The following is a 20,254-nucleotide window of genomic DNA, read 5'->3' as shown; positions in this document are numbered from 1 at the left end:
ATGGCTGTCGCCGCTCCGAAGAGTCCCTCGAGGCCCGCCGCCGTTGCCGCTCTGGCCGTCGGGCTCGTCGCGGTGACCGCCGCGATCCTCCTCGCGATGGGCCGCACGCCGATCTGCAAATGCGGATACGTGGAGCTCTGGCACGGGGTCGTGCGCGATTCCGGCAACTCTCAGCACCTCACGGATTGGTACACGCCCTCGCATGTCATCCACGGCTTCCTGTTCTATTTCGGAACGTGGCTCATCGGTCGCCTGCGCGGAAAGCGGCTGCCGCTCGGGGTGGCGTTTCTCCTCGCGCTCGGGCTGGAGGCGGCGTGGGAGATCGTCGAGAACACCAACATGGTGATCGACCGCTACCGTGCGACGAATATCGCTCTCGACTATTACGGCGACAGCGTCATCAATTCGCTGTCGGACATATCCTTCATGGCCCTCGGATTCTTCCTGGCCCGAACCTTTCCGGTCTGGCTGACGGTCGCCGCAGCCGTCCTGATGGAGCTGTTCGTCGGATACTGGATCCGGGACAATCTCGCCCTGAATATCATCATGCTGATCTACCCGGTCGAGGCCATCAACCGGTGGCAATCGGCGATTTGAGATAAAGCGATGCAAACGAATTTCACGCCCGAGCAGCTCAAGGACCCCGCGACGGCCTCGTCGGAGAAAATTCTCCGCACCTGCGTCCATTGCGGCTTCTGCACGGCGACCTGTCCGACCTACCTGCTTCTCGGCGACGAACTCGATTCGCCGCGCGGGCGCATCTATCTCATCAAGGACATGCTGGAGAGCGGCAAGCCCGCCTCGGCGGAAGTCGTCAAGCATATCGACCGCTGCCTCTCGTGCCTGTCGTGCATGACGACCTGCCCGTCCGGGGTGCATTACATGCATCTCGTCGATCATGCGCGTTCCTATATCGAAGCCACCTATACCCGGCCCGGGCACGACCGGTTCCTGCGCGGATTGCTCGCGCGCATTCTGCCCTATCCGAGCCGTTTCCGGGCCGCCCTCGGGGCGGCGCTCCTGGCGAAGCCCTTCAAGGGGCTGATCGGCGCGTTGCCCTTCTTCGGAACTCGTCTGCGAGCGATGATCGAACTGGCTCCGGCCAGGGTGCCGGCCCGTTCCCCCCTGGATCGGCCCGGCACGTTCAAGGCCGAAGGCGAGCGGCGCGGGCGCGTCGCGATCCTCGCCGGCTGCGCCCAGCCCGTGCTCAAGCCCGGCTTCAACCAGGCCGCCATCCGGCTGCTCAACCGGCACGGCGTGGACGTGGTTCAGCCGAAGGGGGAGGGCTGCTGCGGCGCGCTCGTCCATCACATGGGGCGCGAAGCGCAGGGTCATGAATTCGCCAAGCGCAATATCGACGCCTGGATCGCCGAAATGGACGGAGAGGGGCTCGACGCCATCATCATCACGGCCTCCGGCTGCGGCACTACGATCAAGGATTACGGCTTCATGTTCCGGAACGATCCGGCCTATGCCGAAAAGGCGGCCCGGGTCTCGGCGATCGCCAAGGACATCACCGAATTCGCCATGTCGCTCGAACTCGCGGAGCCGGTGCGGGAAACCGACCTTGTCGTCGCCTATCACTCCGCCTGCTCCATGCAGCACGGCCAGTCCATCCGCACGGAGCCCAAGACTCTCCTGAAGAAGGCGGGCTTTACCGTGAAGGATGTGCCGGAAGGCCATATCTGCTGCGGCTCGGCCGGCACCTACAACCTGCTCCAGCCCGAGATCGCCGGCCAGCTCAGGGCCCGGAAGGTCGCCAATATCGAGCGCACGAAACCCGACCTGATCGCCACCGGCAATATCGGCTGCATGACCCAGATCGGCCAGGGAACCGAGATCCCGATCGTCCATACGGTCGAGCTTCTCGACTGGGCGACCGGCGGGCCTATGCCGGAAACCCTGGAAAAGGCAGGCTTTCAGAACCGTCTGTCGCGGCCCTTGGCCGTTGCGGCCGAGTGAATCCGCCGCAGTCTTGTGAAACGAAATTTCGTTTCCAATCGGGGTGACTCTGGGTTAAAAGGTGCCGTAGTGTGACGGTGAGGCGTGAAGGGGCGGCACCATGTCTTCGGGTTGGACGTCTTTCAGGAACCGGTTCGGCAGCAGGAAGCCGCAGGACGAAGCCGTCGATGGTCTGCCCGCCCAGCATGACGTTACGACATCGGCAGGCTCCACGGCGGCCGTTGCGCCGCAGGAGAGGGCCGAGCCGATCGCCGTCCGCCCCAATGGGGCTCTCGATTCCGTGGGGCAGAAGAACGAGCTGATCCGCGTCCGCTTCGCCAACATGATCGACCGGCTCGAGGAGATCCGCAGCCTCAAGGAGGATTTCGCGCTCCTGAGCGAGCCGGTGAGCGATCTCATCCGCAGCTATCCGCAGCTCCAGTCCCGCCTCTTGGAGACGGAGGCCGTGCTCAGGCAGGAGACCGACACCACCGCGTCGCTCCGCCGCGAACTGCACGATCTCAACACGCTCCATGCTCGCGCCATGGACGATCTCGCTGCCACGGTGTCGCAACTGCGCAAGGCCGAGACCAGAACCCGCGAGCAGGAATCCCATATCGAGGACCTGCGCCTCGGGGTGAAGGACAAGGAGGCGATGGTCGTCGATCTCGAGAACCAGCTCGCCATCGAGACCGAGCGCGCCCGCAACATCACGGAAGAGAACCAGGCCCTGCGACTGGAGGCGCAGGAGGCCGACCAGGCCGTCGCCCGCGCCGAGCGCGAGCTCATCGAGATCCGCGAGCGCAACGGCCTTCTCGATCACGAGGTGAAGCGCCTGCAGAAGGTGGCCGAAGAGCAGAACTACCGTCTTTCGAGCCTCACGAACCGCTATGGCGAGCTGGAGACCCAGCTCGAGTCCACCCGCCAGCGCGCTTCCGAGCTCGAAACCAAGCTCATGGCCGAGCAGGTGCTGCGCCAGCGCCTCGAAACCCAGCTCGATTCCGAACGCTCCTCGCATCAGACCGATCTTTCGGCGCTCGACATGAAGATCGAGGGGCTCACCTCGCGCCTTGCGGCCACGGACAAGATCCTGGCCCATACCCGCGACCAGCTGCGCGACAAGAACGAGGCGCTTCGCGGCGTCGAGCGCAATTTCAAAGAGACCACCATCGAGAAGAATACCCTCGACCGCCGCCTGGAGGCGACCCAGCAGGAGGTCGAGCGTCAGGTGGCCATGGTCAACGAGCTTCAGCGCTCGCGCATCGAGCTTCAGGAGCGCGTCGAAATGCTCAACAAGGCCATTGCCGCCAAGGACTTCCAGATCGAGAGCTCGGACAACAAGCTCGCGAGCCTCAGCGAGCGCATCGATCAGCTCACCAAGCGCTTCGAGCAGGAGCGCAACACCCTCGAGGCAGCCAACCGCCGTCTCACGGAAGAGCTGCAGAACGAAAAGGCCGAGCGGTCCCTCGTGCAGGGCGCCCTCGAAATCGCCCGCGAGAGCCGTATCAAGATCCAGAAGAAGTACATTGCGCTTCGGAAAAAAACCCGCCTCGACTCCCAGGAGGAGAATGCCGGCCTCGGCGACGAGGAAGAGGTCGAGACGAATGTCCGTCCGCTGAAATCCGCGGATGGCGATTAGAGCTTTTTTGGCGAAGTGGATCCGGGACGTGGATCCGGCTCGCCGCCGAGAATGCGCCCGAGCCAAAGAAAAGAGAGGCTCTGATGAGCCGGACGGCCCCGCTCCGGCGGGGTTTTCTGTTGAGCCGTCGTCTCATCGCCTCATGGGTGGTTGCGCGAATTGCGGCGTGTTCTATCTCGCTTCATCGTCGTGAGGCCTCGGCATTGTCGCCGAGGCCCCGGCCGTCATGCGAGAAGGAATCGGAACGATGGCCCAGCATCCCGCGATCGCCCCGAACCGCGTCGCCGTCGTCACCGGAGCGGCGAGCGGCATCGGCCTCGCCTCTGCCAGGCGTTTTGCCGAGCTTGGCATGAAGGTTTGCCTCGCGGACCTGCCCGGTGAGGCGCTGGAGCGCGCCGCCGAAGAGGTGGCCGGGATCGGCGGCTCTTCGAACGTGCTCGCGGTTCCGACCGATGTCGGCCGTCGTGAAGATGTGGAGAGGCTGAGGGACAAGGCGATGGCCGCCTTCGGCGAAGTCGTCGTGCTGATGAACAATGCGGGCACGGAAGGCGGCGGACAGCTCTTCGGCGACCCGCAGCGCTGGCAGGCCATCCTCCAGGCCAATCTCTGGGGCGTCATCAACGGCGTGCAGGTCTTCGCCCCCGCCATGGCCGGCCAGGACACCCCCTGCGCCATCATCAATACGGGCTCGAAACAGGGCATCACCACCCCACCCGGGGACACGGCCTACAATGTCTCCAAGGCCGGCGTGAAGGTGGTGACGGAGGCGCTGGCCCATGATCTGCGCAACCGGCCGGGTTGCAAGGTGACGGCGCATCTGCTCATTCCCGGCTTCGTCTTCACCGGTCTGACCCGGGCGAGGGGCGTCACGGAGAAGCCCGCCGGAGCCTGGAGCCCCGAGCAAGTCGTCGATTTCCTGCTTCCGGCCCTGGAGCGGGGCGATTTCTACGTGCTCTGCCCGGACAACGAGACGACCCGCGCGATGGACGAGGTGCGGATTCGCTGGGCTGCCGAGGACCTCATCGAGAACCGTCCCGCCCTGTCCCGGTGGCATCCCGATTTCAAGGACGCCTTCGCGAAGGCGATGGAAGGCCAATGAGCGGCGCATTCGATCCATCCGCGTTCTGCGCCCGGATCGGGGCGCTTCTCGACCGCCATGTCCGCACCTTCGGCAGCGCGGCCGAGCGGCATGCCGTGCTGCGCCGGCAGATTGCGAGCGGCGATGCCATTCACAGCCGGTCCACATTCCCCGGCCATGTCACCGCGTCGGCGTTCATCCTCGACCCGGCGGGCCGGAGGGTGCTGCTGATCCATCACCGTTCCCTGGGCCGATGGCTGCAGCCGGGCGGTCATTACGAGGCGCCCGAAAGCCTGGAGGAAGCAGCCCTGCGCGAAGCCGCCGAGGAGACCGGCGTGCCGGAGCTGGCGCTCGATCCCTGGCACGGCGCCTCGGGCCTGCCGATCGACATCGACAGCCATCTCATTCCCGCTCACCCGCAAAAGGGGGAGCCGGAGCACTGGCACCATGACGTCCGCTACGTCCTGCGGGCAAAAGAGGGCGGCCTGCGCCCCGATCCGTCCGAGGTGCATGGCGCAGAATGGCGCGACGTGGCGGAGCTGGACGGCATCGCACCCGAGGCTCTGCGGAATATGTGCAAGCTCGGCTTGGCCCGCCCCTAACAAAACCCGGGGCCGCCCTTACATGAAAATCTCATGATCCATGCGCGAAGGAGGTTTGCCATGAACGATCAGGAGCGCGAGATCATTGCCGATATCTTCCGACGGCTCGAACAGGTGGCGAATCAGCCGCGCGATCCGGAGGCGGAGCGGTTCATCGCCGACAGGCTGCGCCAGCAGCCTTATGCACCATACGCCATGGCGCAGGCGATCTTCGTGCAGGAGCAGGCTCTGGCGAGGCTCCAGGCCGAGAACGACCAGTTGCGCGCCGAGCTCGATCACCTCAGCCGGCAGCCGCAGCAGGGCGGCATTCTGTCGGGAATCTTCGGGGGCGGCGCCCGCCCGCCGGAGCCGGCCTACAACTCGCCGCCGATGCGCCGCGCCTCGCCCTGGGGCTCTCCCCAGCCGATGCCGCAGCAGCCCTACGGCATGCCGCCTCAAACGCAGGGGCCACCGCAGGGGCCCTCGCAGGGGCCTTGGGGCGGCATGGCGCAGCCGCGCGGAGGTGGATTTCTGCAGGGCGCGCTTTCCACGGCCGCGGGCGTCGCAGGCGGCATGATGATCGCCAACGCGCTGTCGCATGCCTTCCGCGGCGAGGAGAACGCGGCGGGCGGGCAATCCTCGCTCGCAGATCTCGGCAACGACCAGAGCGGCAACGATCAAGGCGGGAACCAGGATTTCGCCGGCATCACGGATTCCCTTTACGAGAATCCGTCGCAGAACCACGACGACTTCTCCGATTTCGGCGGTGATTCCGGAGACGACGGCGACTGGACCTGATCGCGGAGCCTTAAACGCTCTGCTCTCGTCATCCCCGGGCCAAGCCCGGAGATCCCCGTCTTCGCGCAGCAGAGCCTTGAAACGTGAATGGCCGGGACGAACCCGGCCATGACGATCGTTCAGGGGGGCGCCGTTTAGATCACGATGACGGACGTGCCGACCTTCACGCGGCTGTAGAGATCCACCACGTCCTCGTTGAGCATGCGGATGCAGCCGGAGGAGACGGCCTGGCCGATGGTGTGCGGCTCGTTCGTGCCGTGAATGCGGTAGAGCGAAGAGCCGAGATAGAGCGCCCGCGCACCGAGCGGATTGTCGATCCCGCCCTTCATGTAGCGCGGCAGATCAGGACGCCGCCTGAGCATGTCCGCCGGCGGACGCCAATCGGGCCATTCGCGTTTCATCGAGACGGTCTTGCGGCCAGCCCATTCGAAGCCGGGGCGTCCGACGCCGATCCCGTAGCGGATCGCCCGTCCGCCGGGCTGCACCAGGTAGAGGAACTTGTCGTTCGTATCGACCACGATCGTGCCGGGCGTCTCGCTGCCGCGATAGGATACGATCTGCCGCTGGAATTCCGGCGAGATGGCATAGTCGATGCTGTTGTCGTATCCGGGATCCGAATAGGTCTGCGGCAGGGTCGCGACCTGAGTGCCGGCGCGCACGGAGCCCGTGGTGTAGGGATACGCACCGCCCGTCGCCGGACGCGTGACGAGCGGGTAACTCTCGCGATAGCCGTCCTGCGTGCGGGCATACGGATAGTTGTATTCCGGTGAAATGTAGGTATTGCCGTAGTAAGTCCCGCCTCCGTAGACCGACTGGGCCGATCCGGAAGATGGCATGAAGGCGAGAAGAAGCATTGCGGAGCAAGGGATCCAAGCGCGCATCGAAGCATCCTGTTTGTCGTTGTTGCGCTTAATAAACGGCAAGCGCGGCTTTTGTTTCCATCGACTTGATTGCATCTGTGCGGAAGTACTGATCCGGCCTTTCTGTCGACAGCGAGAAGGGACGAGTGAAGCGGCATGTGAATCGCGCGCGAGCATCGACCCAAAAGTGGATTTGCACTTTTGGGTCGATGCTCCCTCCTAAAGGAGCGCATCGTTTGCTGCGAAAAACCGAGTCCACTTTTTCGCGCGATGCGCTAAGAGCTTCACTCTTCCGCGAAAGCCGCCATCCCGGAGGCCGCGCCTCACATCGTCGTGATTACATGCAATACGGTCCGGCCGTTCGGGCTGCCGCGGGCATCGCGGTGCTTTCCATCATGGATGCGGTCATCAAAGGGATGTCCGCTTCCTATCCGACTCTCCAGGTCACCTTTCTGCGCTTCGCCTGCGGAACCATCATCGCCACGGGCGTGGTCGCGGTGATGCGCCCGGGCTGGCCGAGCCGGGAGACGGTGCAGGCGAACCTGTTGCGCTCCGTGATCGCCGTCATCACGGCCGCCTGTTTCTTCTATGCACTGGGCAAGCTGCCTCTGGCCGAGACCCTCGTCCTGTCGTTCCTGGCGCCCATGTTCATCGCGTTCTTCGGGGTGCTCCTTCTGAAGGAGCGGGTGGATCCGAGGATCATTGCGGCGATCGCGATCGGGTTCGGCGGCACGCTCGTGGTCGTCCTCGGGCAGACGGCTGAGGCCTCGGCGGCCCGATCCTGGCTGGGCGTCGCCGCCGCCCTGGCGTCGGCGATCACCTACGCCCTGAGCCTTGTTCTGCTGCGCCAGCGGGCCCAGCGCGACAAGTTCCTGCACATCGTCTATTTCCAGAATGCCGGTCCGGCCATTCTGGCGCTGCCCTTCGGCCTCTGGGCCTGGCAGCCTTTGAACCTGGCGCATCTGGCCTGGTTCATGCTGATGGGAGTGCTCGGGGTCATCGGCCATGTCCTCATGGCGACGGCCTATGCCAAGGCGGAGGCGGCCCGGCTCGCGCCGCTCGAATATACCGCCCTCATCTGGGCGGTTCTGATCGGCTACGGGGTCTTCGGCGAGATTCCCACCTGGGCGACCCTCGGGGGAGGGCTTCTCATCGTGGCCGCGGCCCTCCTCACCAGTCGCCGGTAGCGGCCCTATTCTATGGTCTTGTGATTTCGGGCCTCGATGCCTTCGACAGTCGCGATGGCTTCTTCAATGAAATCCTTGATGTTGAAAGGGACGTCGCCGTCCTCGAACCGGTTGGTTACAGCGGAAAGTGGCGCGATGACTGCCATCTTGTGGGGATGAGCCACTACGGGCTCCGACCCGTAATCGTCGTCAATGGTAACCCACGCGAAGCCGACCATCCGGACGAGTTCGTCGCCTATCAGAACCCCGATTGCCTCTCGATCTTCAACAGCCTCAGCTGCGAGGGCTCCACAATCGAGAAGGCGTTGCGCCTCTATCAGGGAAGCAGGGGAGAGCAGATGTGCCAAGCGGCCTCGACGGTGGGCCAGTTGCAAGGCGTGGTCCGTCCAGAGGGGCTGATAGAGAGGTTGGTTCGTCATTGATATATGTTATTGTATAACGGACAAATTTATCAAGATTATTAGTCCGCCTTGACTCCTTTCTCAGACCTCCTTATCTCGCCAACAGTGTTAGCACTCGTCTCCGGACAGTGCTAACAGGATAGACCAGGGCGCAGCCATCGGGGCTGCGTCAACAGTCAAAGGGGAAGTTCCATGAAGTTCCGTCCGCTGCACGACCGAGTCGTCGTCCGCCGCATCGAGGCCGAAGAGAAGACGGCTGGCGGCATCATCATCCCGGACACCGCCAAGGAAAAGCCGCAAGAGGGCGAAGTCGTCGCCGTCGGCCCCGGCGCCCGCGATGAGAACGGCAAGGTCGCCGCTCTCGACGTGAAGGCAGGCGATCGCGTTCTGTTCGGCAAGTGGTCCGGCACCGAAGTGCGGATCGATGGTCAGGATCTCCTGATCATGAAGGAATCCGACATCATGGGCATCGTCGGCTAATCAGCCGGGCGAACCCGTCACACGATTTCCAATTTAACTGGAGGCTAAGCCCATGGCTGCCAAAGACGTTAAGTTTTCTTCCGAAGCCCGCGATAAGATGCTGCGCGGCGTCGACATCCTCGCCGATGCGGTGAAGGTGACCCTCGGCCCGAAGGGCCGCAACGTCGTGATCGAGAAGTCCTTCGGCGCTCCGCGCATCACCAAGGACGGCGTGTCGGTCGCGAAGGAAATCGAGCTCGCCGACCGGTTCGAGAACATGGGCGCCCAGATGGTGCGCGAAGTGGCCTCGAAGACCAACGACATCGCCGGCGACGGCACCACGACGGCGACCGTTCTCGCTCAGTCGATCGTCCGCGAGGGCGCCAAGGCCGTGGCCGCCGGCATGAACCCGATGGACCTCAAGCGCGGCATCGATCTCGCCACCGCCGAGGCCATTAAGGACATCCAGGCCCGCGCCAAGAAGGTGAAGTCCTCCGACGAGGTTGCCCAGGTCGGCACGATTTCGGCCAACGGCGACAAGGACATCGGCGAGATGATCGCCCATGCCATGCAGAAGGTCGGCAACGAGGGCGTGATCACGGTCGAGGAAGCCAAGACCGCCGAGACCGAGCTCGATGTCGTGGAAGGCATGCAGTTCGACCGCGGCTATCTCTCGCCGTACTTCATCACCAATGCCGAGAAGATGGTGGCCGAGCTCGAGGACCCCTACATCCTCATCCACGAGAAGAAGCTCTCCTCGCTCCAGGCCATGCTGCCGATCCTCGAAGCTGTCGTTCAGACCGGCAAGCCGCTGCTGATCATCGCCGAGGACGTCGAAGGTGAAGCTCTCGCCACCCTCGTGGTCAACAAGCTGCGTGGCGGCCTGAAGATCGCCGCCGTCAAGGCTCCGGGCTTCGGCGACCGCCGCAAGGCCATGCTCGAGGACATCGCCGTCCTGACCGCCGGTCAGACGATCTCCGAAGACCTCGGCATCAAGCTCGAGAACGTCTCGCTCCCGATGCTCGGCCGCGCCAAGCGCGTTCGCATCGAGAAGGAGAACACCACGATCATCGACGGCGCCGGCAAGAAGGAAGACATCGAAGCCCGCGTCGGCCAGATCAAGGCGCAGATCGAGGAGACCACCTCGGACTACGACCGTGAGAAGCTCCAGGAGCGTCTGGCGAAGCTCGCAGGCGGCGTCGCGGTGATCCGCGTCGGCGGCGCGACCGAAGTCGAGGTGAAGGAGAAGAAGGACCGCGTCGACGACGCGCTCAACGCCACCCGCGCTGCGGTGGAAGAGGGCATCGTTCCCGGCGGCGGCGTCGCTCTGCTGCGCGCCAAGGCTGCGGTCGCCAAGCTCTCCAGCGACAACGCCGACATGAAGGCCGGCATCAACATCGTGCTGCGCGCCCTTGAGGCTCCGATCCGCCAGATCGCTGAGAACGCCGGCGTCGAAGGCTCGATCGTGGTCGGCAAGATCGTCGAGAACAAGACCGACACCTTCGGCTTCAACGCTCAGACGGAAGAGTTCGTGGACATGCTCCAGGCCGGGATCGTCGATCCGGCGAAGGTCGTGCGCACGGCTCTGCAGGATGCCGCTTCCGTGGCGGGCCTCCTGGTCACCACCGAAGCCATGGTGGCCGAAGCTCCCAAGCGCGAGAGCGCTGCTCCGGCCATGCCCGGCGGCGGCATGGGCGGCATGGGCGGCATGGACTTCTAAGTCCTACGTCTTCGTAGAAATAAGGAAGCCCCGGAGGAAACTCCGGGGCTTTTTTGTTGGCCCGGCAGTCGATCGGACTTGTTTGTGAAACGAAATATCATAATCATGATTCATGATTTTCGAGGCTGCTATGACTGTACGCGTGATCGATTCCATCAATCCTATGCTGCCTGTCTACGGTGAAGGCGAAATTCGGGAGATTGAGGATCCAATAGCCAGTGTTCCTCCGGGAGAGGACACGCGAGAGACTGCGGAGTTTGTTTACGACCCTTCCAACCCTCCCATGATCGTCTCCTCCCTCACCCGAACCGGCGGCAAGAAGGCAGATGTGCTGAAGGGTAGGGCTGGCAATTATCTGCTCAACGGCAAGCTCGTCTGCGACAAGCTGACCGGCGGAGCGGGGCAGGACAAGCTCGCTTTCACCACGAAGCTCGGTGCCACGAACGTGGACCGGATCGCGGATTTCAAGCACGCCGACGACACGACCAGGCTGTCGATGGCCGTGTTCGGCAAGCTCCAGAAGGGGATTTTGTCGAAGGGTGCGTTCTGGGCCGGAGCGAAAGCGCACGATAAGAACGACCGGATCATCTACAACGAGAAGACGGGCGACCTGTCCTATGACGCGGACGGCTCGGAGACGAAATACGGGGCGATCAAGTTCGCCCAGGTGAAGGCGGGCACGCTGCTCAAGGCGGATGATGTCTTCGTCATGTGACGTCGGCCCTGCATCATTGCCCAAAACAAGAAGGCCCCGGATCGCCCCGAGGCCTTTTCGTGACAGCGCGGATCAGACCTTACGCCGCCTGCTTCAGCAGGCCTTCGGCGGCGAGCGCTTCCCGAACCTTGGGACGTGCTGCCACGCGGGCCATGAAGTCGCTCAGGTGCTTGAACGACGAGATATCGACGGCGTGGAAATTCGTCCAGTTCACGACCGTGAAGAGATAGGCATCCGCGATCGTGAAAGTCTCTCCCGTCAGGAACGGCTGCTTGGCCAGAACCTCGTCGAGATAGGCGAAGCGCGTGGCGAGCCGTTCCTTCGTGGCAGCCTTCACTTGATCCGGAGTGGCGGGGTTCCAGAGCGGACCGAAGCCTTTGTGAAGCTCCGTGCTGACGAAGGTCAGCCACTCGATCAGGTGGTAGCGTTCCATGGTGCCGTTGGCAGGTGCGAGCCCGGCGCTGGGCTGCTGGTCGCCGAGATACTGGAGGAGCGCCGCTGCTTCCGTGAGCAGCGAGCCATCCTGCAGAACGATGGCCGGAACATAGCCTTTGGGATTGATCGCGCGGAAGTCTTCGCCGGTCTCCGTGAGGTGCTTGGACAGATCCACCTTCACGAGGGTAACGGGGAGATCTGCCTCGCGGGCGACGATGTGCGGGGCAAGCGAGCAGGCGCCGGGAGCGTAGTAGAGCTTCATGATTGGGTCTCCTTGGGGTGAGAGCGGATCAGGCTGCAGGCTTCAGCGAAGCCGGGCAGGTGAGAAGCGGCAGGTGGATAGAGGGGCTCGGAGCGTGGGTGGCGAAGACGGTGCTGGACGGGGAGGCGTCGTTCGGCATCGGAAACTCCATGCAGGTGCATGGATATTCATATGCAGTTGCATGGAAATGTCAAATATGATGCAATTGCATAGAAACAGAAGAGGCTTTGCCGTGGTGCAAGACATGAAGGAACCGTCGGATGTCGTGACCGACGCCTGGGTCCGTCTGATCCGGGCCCAGAGGGAAGCGGTGGGCCGGATCGAGGACGATCTGAAAACGGCCGGCTTTCCCTGCCTGTCCTGGTACGATGTGCTCCTGCACCTGAAGCGCCGGCCCGACGGCCGCTCGTCCCCGCGCGAGATCGAGGACGCGGTGCTCTTCGAGCAGTACAATCTCTCGCGCCTTCTCGACCGGATGGAGGCGGACAGGCTCGTCCGCCGCATTCCCTATCCTGGCGACAAGCGGCGGCAATGGGTCGAGATCACGGAAGAGGGGCGGGCGCTTCAGCGGCGTATGTGGGGGATCTACGGTCCCGCCATCAACCGCGTCATCGGCGAGAAGCTCACCGAGACAGAGGCGGAGCAATTGGCCAACCTGCTGCTGAAGCTGATGGAGCCCAAGAAGGATTAGGCACAAGAACGATCTGCACCGTTGGGCGTTCATGAGAGAAGACGGCGAGAGCATCGGACCCAAAAGTGGAATCCACTTTTGGGATTGAATCCGATGCTCCCTTCTTGGAAAGAGCGCATCGTTCTTGCGAAAAACCGGGACCACTTTTTCGCACGATGCGCTAAGTTCCGGCGGCCGACGAGGAATGACCTGTGAAAGCACGCCTCCCTTCCGTTTCCAGGCTGCGGCGCAGCCTCCTGGCGAGCCTTGTCCTTCTGCCGGCCCAGGCACTCATCTTCCCGGGCCTCGTCCCGGTCGGCGCGCAGCCTGCCTCCGGCACGGCGGCGCGATCCACCTCCATCCGCACGCCGGATTTCGACGAGAGCGTTCGGTGGTATCGGGACAAGCTGGGATTCCGGCTGATCTCCACGACCAGTTTCGTCCAGGGGCGCACGGCGGTTCTGGAGCGGAGCGGGTTCCTTCTCGAGATCGCCGAGGTCGATCACGTTCTTCCCGAAGCCGACTGGACGCGCACGCCCGCGATCAGCCTGATCGTGCCCGATGTCGACAAGGAGATCGCGCGCCTGCGCAAGGCTGGCGTCGAGGTGCTCCAGGATCCCGAGGACGATCTCGACGGCCGTTACCGCACGGCGGAGATCCGCGACAACGGACGGCATCGGATCGAATTGCGCGAGCCGATCGCCGAGAGCGGCGGCTTCAACCCGACGGGGCGGTGACGAAAATTCCGCCTTCGATGGAATAAAGCCCGTCGCGGGGTGTCTTAAGGAGCGTGGTCATCACGACCTCCAGGAGGATACCCATGAAGCTGTTTTTCTCGCCGGCCCTTCTTGCCGGCCTTCTCGTCGCCACCGGCGCGGTCGCTCAAACCGCCGCGCCCGCGAAGGTCGCCGATACGAGCAAGGGCAAAGCCCTCGTCGATGCCAAGGGCATGACGCTCTACACATTCGACCGCGATGCCGCCGGCAAGTCGAACTGCAACGGACAATGCGCACAGAACTGGCCGCCGCTCACGGCCGCTTCCGGTGCAGCCGCCTCGGGCGACTGGAGCGTGGTCACCCGTGACGACGGCGCCAAGCAATGGGCCTACAAGGGCAAGCCGCTCTACCTCTGGACGAAGGATTCCAAGCCCGGCGACGCAACGGGCGATGGGGTCAACAACATCTGGCATGTCGCTCAGCCCTAGAGCATCGAGCCCAAAAGTGGATTCCACTTTTGGGATCCAATCCGATGCTCCACGTCTTAAATAGCGCATCGGACGCGGGAAGCGAATTCCACTTTTCGCACGATGCGCCAGAGCATTTTCCGGCGAAGTGGATCCGGTTCGCCGTCAAGACAATGCGGCCGAGCAAAAGAAGAGTGTTGATTCCACGTCTGTGGAAACAGCTCTCGATCTTGCCACGCGGCAAGGGCTCATCTTTGATGATGCCTGACATGTGAAGGTTTGATCGTGGACGAGATCGCCTCCCTTCTCGAACCGCAGATTCCGGGCTTGCGCCGCTATGCCTGGGCGCTTCTGCGCGACGACGAGGCTGCGGACGATCTCGTCCAGGACACGCTGGAGCGGGCGATCCGCCACTGGAGCCGGCGCCGCCGGGACGGCGACCTGAAGGCGTGGCTCTTCGCGATTCAGCGCAACCTCTTCCTGAACGATGTGCGCAGCCGAAAGGTGCGCGGCGTCCAGGTCGGGGTCGAGGTCCTGGAGACGTCGCCCGCGGTCGCGGATCCACCGGATGCGCATGCGGGTCTGCGCGACATCCTGACGGGCCTCGATGCCTTGCCGGAGGAGCAGCGCTCGGTGCTGCTCCTGGTCGGGGTCGAGGATCTGTCCTACGAGCAGGTGGCGCAGGTTCTGGAGATCCCCATGGGCACGGTGATGTCGCGCCTGAGCCGGGCGCGCGGACGCCTGCGGGAATTCATGGAAAACGGACGCAGCGCCGTTTTGAGGAGAGTGAAGTGACGGGCGAGCGACCCATCGGTGAGGACGACCTGCAGGCCTTCGTCGATGGAAGGCTCGATCCCGCGCGGATCGAGATCGTCAAAGCGTGGCTCACATCCCAGCCCTCGCAGACCGAACGGGTGCAGCGCGAGGCCGAGCAGCGCGAGGCGCTGCGCGCGCGGCTTGCCTTCAAGGCGCAGGAGCCGATCCCGGCGCGGCTGCGGGTCGCCCATCTCGTTGCCGCGCAACGGCGCCGCCCGCATCACACCTTCACCGGAATGGCCGCGGCCCTCGTGTGGCTGGTTCTGGGCGGGGTTCTGGGCGCCACCGGGGCAACGTGGTGGCGCGGGCCCGTCACGCCGCAATCCTCCGGGCAGGCGGCCGTCGCCGACAATGCGATCGCCGCCTATCGCCTCTATGTGGGCGAGCGGCTTCATCCCGTGGAGGTGCCGGGCGACCAGGAGGCGCATCTCGTGCAATGGCTCTCCCGCCGGGTCGGAAAGCCCCTGAAGGCTCCGGACCTGAATGCACAGGGCTATCGCCTCATCGGCGGAAGGCTTCTGCCCTCCGGCGGCGAAGCGGCCGCCCTCTTCATGTACGAGAACGAGGGCGGCAACCGCCTGACGCTTTACGCGCGTTCCAGCGCACAGGAGAGGGAAACCGCATTCCGCTTCGAACGGCAGGATGGCGTTTCGGCCTTCTCGTGGATCGACGGCGGGCTGTCCTATGTGGTCTCGGCCAAAGCCGAGCGCGCGCAGCTCCTGCCGATCGCGGAGGCGATCTACCATCAGTTCGAGTCCGCAGGCGACCCGGCGAAGGGCCGCCTGTAGGCTCCTTCGCGGCCGGTTAGAGCATCGGACGTGAAAAGTGGATTTGCACTTTTGGGATCCCATCCGATGCTCCCTTCTTGGAAAGAGCGCATCGTTCTTGCGGAAAACCGGATCCACTTTTCGCTCGCGCAGCCCGCTGGGTCCGCACGATACGCTAGCCGAAGATTGCGGGGTCCGGGCCGACGCGGCCGTTCCCGTCGTCCATCGTGTCGATGACGCGCATGTCGTCGGCATCGAGCGTGAAGTCGAAGACGTCGATGTTCTCGCGGATGCGCGAGGGCGTCACCGATTTCGGAATCACGACGAAGCCGTTGTCGAGGTGCCAGCGCAGGATCACCTGCGCGGGCGACTTGCCGTATTTGCGTCCGATGGCCGCGAGCTTCTCGTCCGTGACGAGGCTGCCCTGGCCGAGGGGACCCCAGCATTCCGTCGCGATGCCGTGCTTCGCGTGGAAGGCGCGCAGCTCCTTCTGCTGGAAGCGCGGATGCAGCTCGATCTGGTTCAGGACGGGAACGATGCCGGTCTCGTCGATCAGCCGCTGCAGATGCTTGGCCTGGAAGTTCGAGACGCCGATCGATTTGACGCGTCCTTCCTGCTTCAGGCGGATCAGGGCGCGCCACGCATCGAGGAAACCGTCCCCGTCGACGCCCGGCCAGTGGATGAGATAGAGATCGATGACGTCGAGTTTCAGCCGCTTCAGGCTCTCGTCGAAGGCCATCAGCGCCGCATCATAGTTGCGCTTGTCGTTCCACAGTTTCGTCGTGATGAACAGGTCGCTGCGCGGCACGTCGGACGCGGCGATCGCCTGACCGACGCCTTCCTCGTTCTCATAGATCGCCGCCGTGTCGATGGAGCGGTAGCCCGCCTTGAGGGCATCGGCCACGCAGGCGACGGCTTCCTGGTTCGAAACCCGCCAGACGCCATAGCCGAGCTGGGGCATCGTGTTTCCATCGTTCAGGCAGAGGGGTGGGGTGGTCGGCATCGACGGCTCCTACGGGAAAAGGGGGAGAGACAGAGCTAGAGCATCGGACCCAAAAGTGGAATCCACTTTTGGGATCCAATCCGATGCTCCACTCCTAGAGGAGCGCATCGTGCGGAAAACCGGATCCACTTTTCCGCACGATGCGCTGGAGTTTCTTGTTCGACAGGCAAACCGGAACTGGGCCGGACCGAGGGAACCGGTGCAACGAGGCCGGCGTTCCGCAGCGTAGCGCCGTTGAGATCTAAGAATGGGAGTGCGCCTTGTCCATCCCCGAAGCGAGAACCGGCACACCCGATCCGACGCTCGACGAGACCGAGTTCAGGCGGCGTTTCCTGCTGCCGTTCCAGGATCCCGCCTTCGACGCCCTGGCGCAGGAGCTGCAGCGCATCGCTGATGCGGCATGGGACGCCTACAGCCATCATCGCAAGAGCCCGAGAACCCGCAAGGCGGGGCCGGGCTTCGCCGATCCCGATTACGACCTCGCCGTCGACTGGATCGCCGCGAAGGAGGCCATCGATCTCGCCCGGAAGCGGCACGAGGATCCCGCGGGGCCCGCGCGTTTCCTCCTCGTCTCCTCCGCCGCGCGCAGCGAGCATACCTGCCCGGGCGAGATGTCGAAGACCTACCGGCTCGTCGAGATCGCCAGGCAGGTCATCGCGAGCGCGCCGAACGTCGCGGTCGAGGTGCTGGACCTCAGCAGGCTCGCATCCGAGTACGGCCGTCACATCCATCCCTGCAAGACCTGCTTCTCGACGGCGGCTGCGCTCTGCCACTGGCCGTGCTCCTGCTATCCTAACTATTCTCTCGGGCAGACGCAGGACTGGATGAACGACATCTACCCGAAATGGGTGGAGGCACACGGGATCATGATCGTCACGCCCGTGAACTGGTATCAGGTTTCCTCGCCGCTGAAGCTGATGATGGACCGTCTCGTCTGCGCCGATGGCGGCAACCCGGATCCGACCTCGACCCATGGCAAGACAGTAACGGAAGCCAAGGGGCTGGAGCTGAAGGGATGGGATTATCCCAAGCACCTGTCGGGTCGTCTGTTCTCCGTCGTCGTGCACGGCGACGCGGAGGGGGCGGAGGGCGTTCGTCGAAGCCTGTCGGACTGGCTGCGCGCCATGGAGCTGACGCCCGCGGGCAGCCTCGCCGAGCTCGACCGCTATATCGGGTATTGGAAGCCCTACGCCACCAGCCACGAGGAGCTGGACCGGGATCTCGACGTGCAGGGCGAGGTGCGAAACGCCGCCTGGACGCTGCTGAACGGCGTTGTGGCGAAGCGGGCAGGGCATTGGACGGAGGCCGGCGAGCGCCTCCAGGAACCACGTCAGAAATAGGCGGGGCTCGAGCCTCAAGAAGAAGGCCGGGATCGCTCCCGGCCTTATCATGGATGACTCTCTATGGATCTCTCTATTTCGGGGCGGACTTCACCTCCGCGTCCCACTTCTTGAGCAGACGCGTGCGCTCGGCCACGGATCCGTATTTGACCGTGTCGTAGTTGATCAGCTTCATTTCGGAGAGCTTGGGCGCCTTCTCCGAGATGGGCGCGTTCTTGTTGGACGGAATCGAGTAGATCTTCTGGTCCGCGCCCACGAGCTTCTGCGCTTCGGACGAGAGGGCCCAATCCACGAATTTCTTCGCGGCGTCCTGGTTCTTGCCTTTGACGATGGAGACCGAGCCTGTCTCGTAGCCCGTTCCCTCGCAGGGAGCGACCGTCTTCACCGGAGCGCCATCGACGATCATGGTCACCATGTCGTGCATGAAGGCGATGCCGATGGCGGTCTCGCCCAGAGCGACGGCCTTGACGGGGGCCGCGCCCGATTTCGTGTACTGATTGACGTTCCTGTGCAGGCTCTTCATGTAGTCGAAGGCCTTGTCCTCGCCCATCAGCTGAACGAGCGAGGCCAGGAAGACGTAAGCGGTGCCCGAGGAATTCGGGTCCGAGATCTGGACCTCATCCCGGAACTTGGGATCGAGCAGATCGGCCCAGCATTTCGGCTCGGGCAGATTGCGGCTCTTGAGAACTTCCGTGTTGTAGCCGATGCCGAGCGCACCGAGATAGGTGGCGGTCGCGCGATGCTCGGATTGCTCGGCGAAACGCTGCGCCCAATCGTAAAGCTCCGGCAGCACGGGCGATTTGTAGGCGACGGTGAGGCCTTCCTCGGCCGCCTGAATGTGGGAATCGCCCGGCCCGCCCCACCACACGTCGGCTCGCGGATTGGACGCCTCGGCCCGAATCTGGGCCAATGTCTCGCCGGTGCTCTTGCGCACCATCGTCACCTTGATCCCGGATGCCTTCTCGAAGGCGGCAACGCCGACGCGGCACTGCTCTTCGAGGATCGAGCAATAGATCGTGAGCTGCTCCTGAGCCTGGGCCGCTAAGGGCGCGGCGCAGACCGAGGTGGCGAGGGCCAGACCGGCAAGTGAACCGGCAAGTGAAAGGCGCATAGATTTCCTCCTGAATGGCCGGGCGTGATCCGTCCGGCTCGATCGTCCTTGAATGAGACGGGTTCATCAGGGAGCTTAGCCGGCTCTATTGTCAAGGTGTCGCAGCCGTGCGCCTATTCAAACCGCCCAGAGCATCGAACGCAAAAGTGGGAACCGGTTTTGCGTGCAAAGATGCTCAAGGAAGGAGAGCATCGAACGCGGGAAGTGGGAACCGGTTTTGCGTGCAAAGATACTCAAGCAAGGAGAGCATCGAACGCGGGAAGTGGGAACCGGTTTTGCGTGCAACGACGCTCAAGCAAGGAGAGCATCGAACGCGGGAAGTGGGAACCGGTTTTGCGTGCAAAGATACTCAAGACCATAGGCGGCCAGCAAAAAGGCCGGGCGGTGCCCGGCCTTGTCGTGTCGTTCTGGAGTGCGCTGCTTACCAGCTCGTGAGAACGGCGCCCTTGAAGGTCTCTTGTACGAAGGCCTTCACCTCGGGGGAGTGATAGGATTCGACGAGGGCCTTCACCCACGGCTTGTCCTTGTCCTCGGCGCGCACGGCGATGATGTTCACATAAGGGCCCTTCGGATTCTCGCGGGTCAGCGCGTCCTTGACCGGGTCGAGGCCCGCCTGCGTGGCATAGTTGGTGTTGATGACCGCCGCATCGACGTCGTCGAGCACGCGCGGAGCCTGAGCCGCGTCGATTTCCGTGAACTTCAGGTTCTTGGCGTTGGCCGTGATGTCGAGGATCGTCGGCTTGAATCCAACATTGTCCTTCAGCTTGATCAGGCCTTTGTCCTGCAGCAGCAGCAGCGCACGGCCGCCATTGGTCGGATCGTTCGGGATCGCGACGCGTGCTCCATCCGGTATGGCGTCGAAGGCCTTGTGCTTCTTGGAGTAGATGCCGATCGGAAAATTCACGGTTTGGGCGGCCGTCTCGATCTTGTAGCCGCGGTTTTCCTTCTGGTTGTCCAGATAGGGCTGGTGCTGGAAGGAATTGGCCTCCAGCTCGCCCGAGGCGAGGGCCTCGTTCGGCACCACGTAGTCGGAGAATTCCACGATCTTGATGTCGAGGCCTTTCTTGGCCGCGATCGGCTTCACCGCCTCGAGGATCTGCGCGTGCGGGCCCGGCGTGACGCCGATGCGGATTGTCTGCGTCTGCGCGGCCGCAGGCAGGACGGCAAGCGAGAGAAGGGCGATGAGGCTTAGGCGCTTCAGGGACATACGGGTACTCCTTGGTCGAGATCTTGAGTGACTTGGATGGGGGTGGGACATGCATCCCGGGAGAACAGCAAAAATGCCGGG

22 protein-coding genes are annotated in these 20,254 nt (G+C 63.7%); 16 read left to right on the top strand and 6 right to left on the bottom strand.

The genetic code is table 11. The annotated features are described in order from the left end of the window. From AB8841_RS25660 to AB8841_RS25635, 6 genes are all read left to right on the top strand, one after another. Complete coding sequence (locus tag AB8841_RS25660; protein ID WP_370438585.1) at nt 1-597, top strand: DUF2585 domain-containing protein; 597 nt, start codon at nt 1-3, stop codon at nt 595-597. A 9-nt stretch (nt 598-606) separates the two neighbouring features. Beyond that, nucleotides 607-1,962: a glycolate oxidase subunit GlcF gene (gene glcF, locus AB8841_RS25655; protein WP_370438584.1), complete on the top strand. Its 1,356-nt coding sequence runs from the start codon at nt 607-609 to the stop codon at nt 1,960-1,962. Nucleotides 1,963-2,062: 100 nt separating this feature from the next. Then, entirely contained in the window at nt 2,063-3,580 is a 1,518-nt protein-coding gene (locus AB8841_RS25650; RefSeq protein ID WP_370438583.1) for a chromosome partitioning protein ParA, read from the top strand. Between the two features lie 247 nt (nt 3,581-3,827). Next, a complete protein-coding gene (locus AB8841_RS25645; RefSeq protein ID WP_370438582.1) occupies nt 3,828-4,679 on the top strand; it encodes an SDR family NAD(P)-dependent oxidoreductase in 852 nt (283 codons plus the stop codon). Next, a complete protein-coding gene (locus AB8841_RS25640) occupies nt 4,676-5,260 on the top strand; it encodes an NUDIX hydrolase (protein ID WP_370438581.1) in 585 nt (194 codons plus the stop codon). The genes AB8841_RS25645 and AB8841_RS25640 overlap by 4 nt, the downstream gene beginning before the upstream one ends. 60 nt (nt 5,261-5,320) lie before the next feature. Continuing rightward, nucleotides 5,321-6,037 carry a DUF2076 domain-containing protein gene (locus tag AB8841_RS25635; protein WP_370438580.1) on the top strand — a complete coding sequence of 239 codons (717 nt, stop codon included), beginning with the start codon at nt 5,321-5,323 and terminating at the stop codon, nt 6,035-6,037. Between the two features lie 134 nt (nt 6,038-6,171). On the opposite strand, the gene AB8841_RS25630 is transcribed toward AB8841_RS25635, so the two are convergent. After that, nucleotides 6,172-6,918 (bottom strand): L,D-transpeptidase, encoded by a 747-nt coding sequence (locus tag AB8841_RS25630; RefSeq protein ID WP_370438579.1) that lies wholly within the window; start codon nt 6,916-6,918, stop codon nt 6,172-6,174. A gap of 320 nt (nt 6,919-7,238) precedes the next feature. Between AB8841_RS25630 and AB8841_RS25625 the strand changes: the two genes are divergently transcribed. Beyond that, nucleotides 7,239-8,084, top strand: coding sequence for a DMT family transporter (locus AB8841_RS25625; protein ID WP_370438578.1), 846 nt, complete (start codon nt 7,239-7,241; stop codon nt 8,082-8,084). A gap of 5 nt (nt 8,085-8,089) precedes the next feature. Here the strand turns inward: AB8841_RS25625 and AB8841_RS25620 are convergent, their stop codons facing one another. Then, nucleotides 8,090-8,431 carry a DUF3806 domain-containing protein gene (locus AB8841_RS25620; RefSeq protein WP_370438577.1) on the bottom strand — a complete coding sequence of 114 codons (342 nt, stop codon included), beginning with the start codon at nt 8,429-8,431 and terminating at the stop codon, nt 8,090-8,092. Between the two features lie 246 nt (nt 8,432-8,677). Between AB8841_RS25620 and groES the strand changes: the two genes are divergently transcribed. The 3 genes from groES to AB8841_RS25605 all read left to right on the top strand — a co-directional run bounded on the left by groES (nt 8,678) and on the right by AB8841_RS25605 (nt 11,379). Then, complete coding sequence (gene groES, locus AB8841_RS25615) at nt 8,678-8,965, top strand: co-chaperone GroES (protein WP_114945189.1); 288 nt, start codon at nt 8,678-8,680, stop codon at nt 8,963-8,965. 52 nt (nt 8,966-9,017) lie between these two features. Then, complete coding sequence (gene groL / locus AB8841_RS25610) at nt 9,018-10,664, top strand: chaperonin GroEL (RefSeq protein WP_370438576.1); 1,647 nt, start codon at nt 9,018-9,020, stop codon at nt 10,662-10,664. Between the two features lie 283 nt (nt 10,665-10,947). Further along, on the top strand, nt 10,948-11,379 hold the full coding sequence (locus AB8841_RS25605) for a hypothetical protein (RefSeq protein ID WP_370438575.1): 432 nt from the start codon (nt 10,948-10,950) through the stop codon (nt 11,377-11,379). Nucleotides 11,380-11,458: 79 nt separating this feature from the next. On the opposite strand, the gene gstA is transcribed toward AB8841_RS25605, so the two are convergent. Beyond that, on the bottom strand, nt 11,459-12,076 hold the full coding sequence (gene gstA / locus AB8841_RS25600; RefSeq protein ID WP_370438574.1) for a glutathione transferase GstA: 618 nt from the start codon (nt 12,074-12,076) through the stop codon (nt 11,459-11,461). A 244-nt stretch (nt 12,077-12,320) separates the two neighbouring features. Between gstA and AB8841_RS25595 the strand changes: the two genes are divergently transcribed. From AB8841_RS25595 to AB8841_RS25575, 5 genes are all read left to right on the top strand, one after another. Further along, nucleotides 12,321-12,767 carry a MarR family winged helix-turn-helix transcriptional regulator gene (locus AB8841_RS25595; RefSeq protein ID WP_370438573.1) on the top strand — a complete coding sequence of 149 codons (447 nt, stop codon included), beginning with the start codon at nt 12,321-12,323 and terminating at the stop codon, nt 12,765-12,767. A gap of 191 nt (nt 12,768-12,958) precedes the next feature. Then, the gene (locus AB8841_RS25590) at nt 12,959-13,483 is read left to right on the top strand and encodes a VOC family protein (protein WP_370438572.1); all 525 of its coding nucleotides are present in this window, start codon (nt 12,959-12,961) and stop codon (nt 13,481-13,483) included. An 83-nt stretch (nt 13,484-13,566) separates the two neighbouring features. Next, entirely contained in the window at nt 13,567-13,950 is a 384-nt protein-coding gene (locus tag AB8841_RS25585; RefSeq protein ID WP_370438571.1) for a hypothetical protein, read from the top strand. 264 nt (nt 13,951-14,214) lie between these two features. Beyond that, on the top strand, nt 14,215-14,724 hold the full coding sequence (locus AB8841_RS25580) for a sigma-70 family RNA polymerase sigma factor (RefSeq protein ID WP_370438570.1): 510 nt from the start codon (nt 14,215-14,217) through the stop codon (nt 14,722-14,724). Then, nucleotides 14,721-15,533, top strand: coding sequence for an anti-sigma factor (locus tag AB8841_RS25575; RefSeq protein ID WP_370438569.1), 813 nt, complete (start codon nt 14,721-14,723; stop codon nt 15,531-15,533). Before AB8841_RS25580 ends, AB8841_RS25575 begins: the two co-directional genes overlap by 4 nt. Nucleotides 15,534-15,687: 154 nt before the next feature. Here AB8841_RS25575 and AB8841_RS25570 read toward each other — a convergent pair whose 3' ends face one another. Further along, nucleotides 15,688-16,515, bottom strand: a complete 828-nt coding sequence (locus AB8841_RS25570; protein WP_370438568.1) for an aldo/keto reductase — start codon at nt 16,513-16,515, stop codon at nt 15,688-15,690. Between the two features lie 260 nt (nt 16,516-16,775). Here AB8841_RS25570 and AB8841_RS25565 point away from each other — a divergent pair, with 260 nt between their 5' ends. Beyond that, nucleotides 16,776-17,855, top strand: coding sequence for a flavodoxin family protein (locus tag AB8841_RS25565; RefSeq protein ID WP_370438567.1), 1,080 nt, complete (start codon nt 16,776-16,778; stop codon nt 17,853-17,855). Nucleotides 17,856-17,928: 73 nt separating this feature from the next. On the opposite strand, the gene AB8841_RS25560 is transcribed toward AB8841_RS25565, so the two are convergent. Continuing rightward, nucleotides 17,929-18,966 (bottom strand): ABC transporter substrate-binding protein, encoded by a 1,038-nt coding sequence (locus tag AB8841_RS25560; RefSeq protein ID WP_370438566.1) that lies wholly within the window; start codon nt 18,964-18,966, stop codon nt 17,929-17,931. 421 nt (nt 18,967-19,387) lie between these two features. Further along, a complete protein-coding gene (locus tag AB8841_RS25555; protein WP_370438565.1) occupies nt 19,388-20,173 on the bottom strand; it encodes a MetQ/NlpA family ABC transporter substrate-binding protein in 786 nt (261 codons plus the stop codon). Nucleotides 20,174-20,254: the final 81 nt, after the last annotated feature.

It is taken from the genome of Microvirga sp. TS319, assembly GCF_041276405.1.
Lineage (GTDB): Bacteria > Pseudomonadota > Alphaproteobacteria > Rhizobiales > Beijerinckiaceae > Microvirga.
This window is presented reverse-complemented; position numbering and strand designations above follow the sequence as displayed.

Bases quoted from the DNA above. Each gene is read 5' to 3' on its own strand.
- AB8841_RS25630 (WP_370438579.1), bottom strand. From the start codon at position 6,918: ATGCGCGCTTGGATCCCTTGCTCCGCAATGCTTCTTCTCGCCTTCATG.
- groES (WP_114945189.1), top strand. From the start codon at position 8,678: ATGAAGTTCCGTCCGCTGCACGACCGAGTCGTCGTCCGCCGCATCGAG.
- AB8841_RS25645 (WP_370438582.1), top strand. From the start codon at position 3,828: ATGGCCCAGCATCCCGCGATCGCCCCGAACCGCGTCGCCGTCGTCACC.
- AB8841_RS25585 (WP_370438571.1), top strand. From the start codon at position 13,567: ATGAAGCTGTTTTTCTCGCCGGCCCTTCTTGCCGGCCTTCTCGTCGCC.
- AB8841_RS25605 (WP_370438575.1), top strand. From the start codon at position 10,948: ATGATCGTCTCCTCCCTCACCCGAACCGGCGGCAAGAAGGCAGATGTG.
- AB8841_RS25660 (WP_370438585.1), top strand. From the start codon at position 1: ATGGCTGTCGCCGCTCCGAAGAGTCCCTCGAGGCCCGCCGCCGTTGCC.
- AB8841_RS25560 (WP_370438566.1), bottom strand. From the start codon at position 18,966: ATGCGCCTTTCACTTGCCGGTTCACTTGCCGGTCTGGCCCTCGCCACC.
- AB8841_RS25640 (WP_370438581.1), top strand. From the start codon at position 4,676: ATGAGCGGCGCATTCGATCCATCCGCGTTCTGCGCCCGGATCGGGGCG.
- AB8841_RS25650 (WP_370438583.1), top strand. From the start codon at position 2,063: ATGTCTTCGGGTTGGACGTCTTTCAGGAACCGGTTCGGCAGCAGGAAG.
- AB8841_RS25635 (WP_370438580.1), top strand. From the start codon at position 5,321: ATGAACGATCAGGAGCGCGAGATCATTGCCGATATCTTCCGACGGCTC.
- AB8841_RS25625 (WP_370438578.1), top strand. From the start codon at position 7,239: ATGCAATACGGTCCGGCCGTTCGGGCTGCCGCGGGCATCGCGGTGCTT.
- AB8841_RS25595 (WP_370438573.1), top strand. From the start codon at position 12,321: ATGAAGGAACCGTCGGATGTCGTGACCGACGCCTGGGTCCGTCTGATC.
- AB8841_RS25555 (WP_370438565.1), bottom strand. From the start codon at position 20,173: ATGTCCCTGAAGCGCCTAAGCCTCATCGCCCTTCTCTCGCTTGCCGTC.
- AB8841_RS25570 (WP_370438568.1), bottom strand. From the start codon at position 16,515: ATGCCGACCACCCCACCCCTCTGCCTGAACGATGGAAACACGATGCCC.
- groL (WP_370438576.1), top strand. From the start codon at position 9,018: ATGGCTGCCAAAGACGTTAAGTTTTCTTCCGAAGCCCGCGATAAGATG.
- gstA (WP_370438574.1), bottom strand. From the start codon at position 12,076: ATGAAGCTCTACTACGCTCCCGGCGCCTGCTCGCTTGCCCCGCACATC.
- glcF (WP_370438584.1), top strand. From the start codon at position 607: ATGCAAACGAATTTCACGCCCGAGCAGCTCAAGGACCCCGCGACGGCC.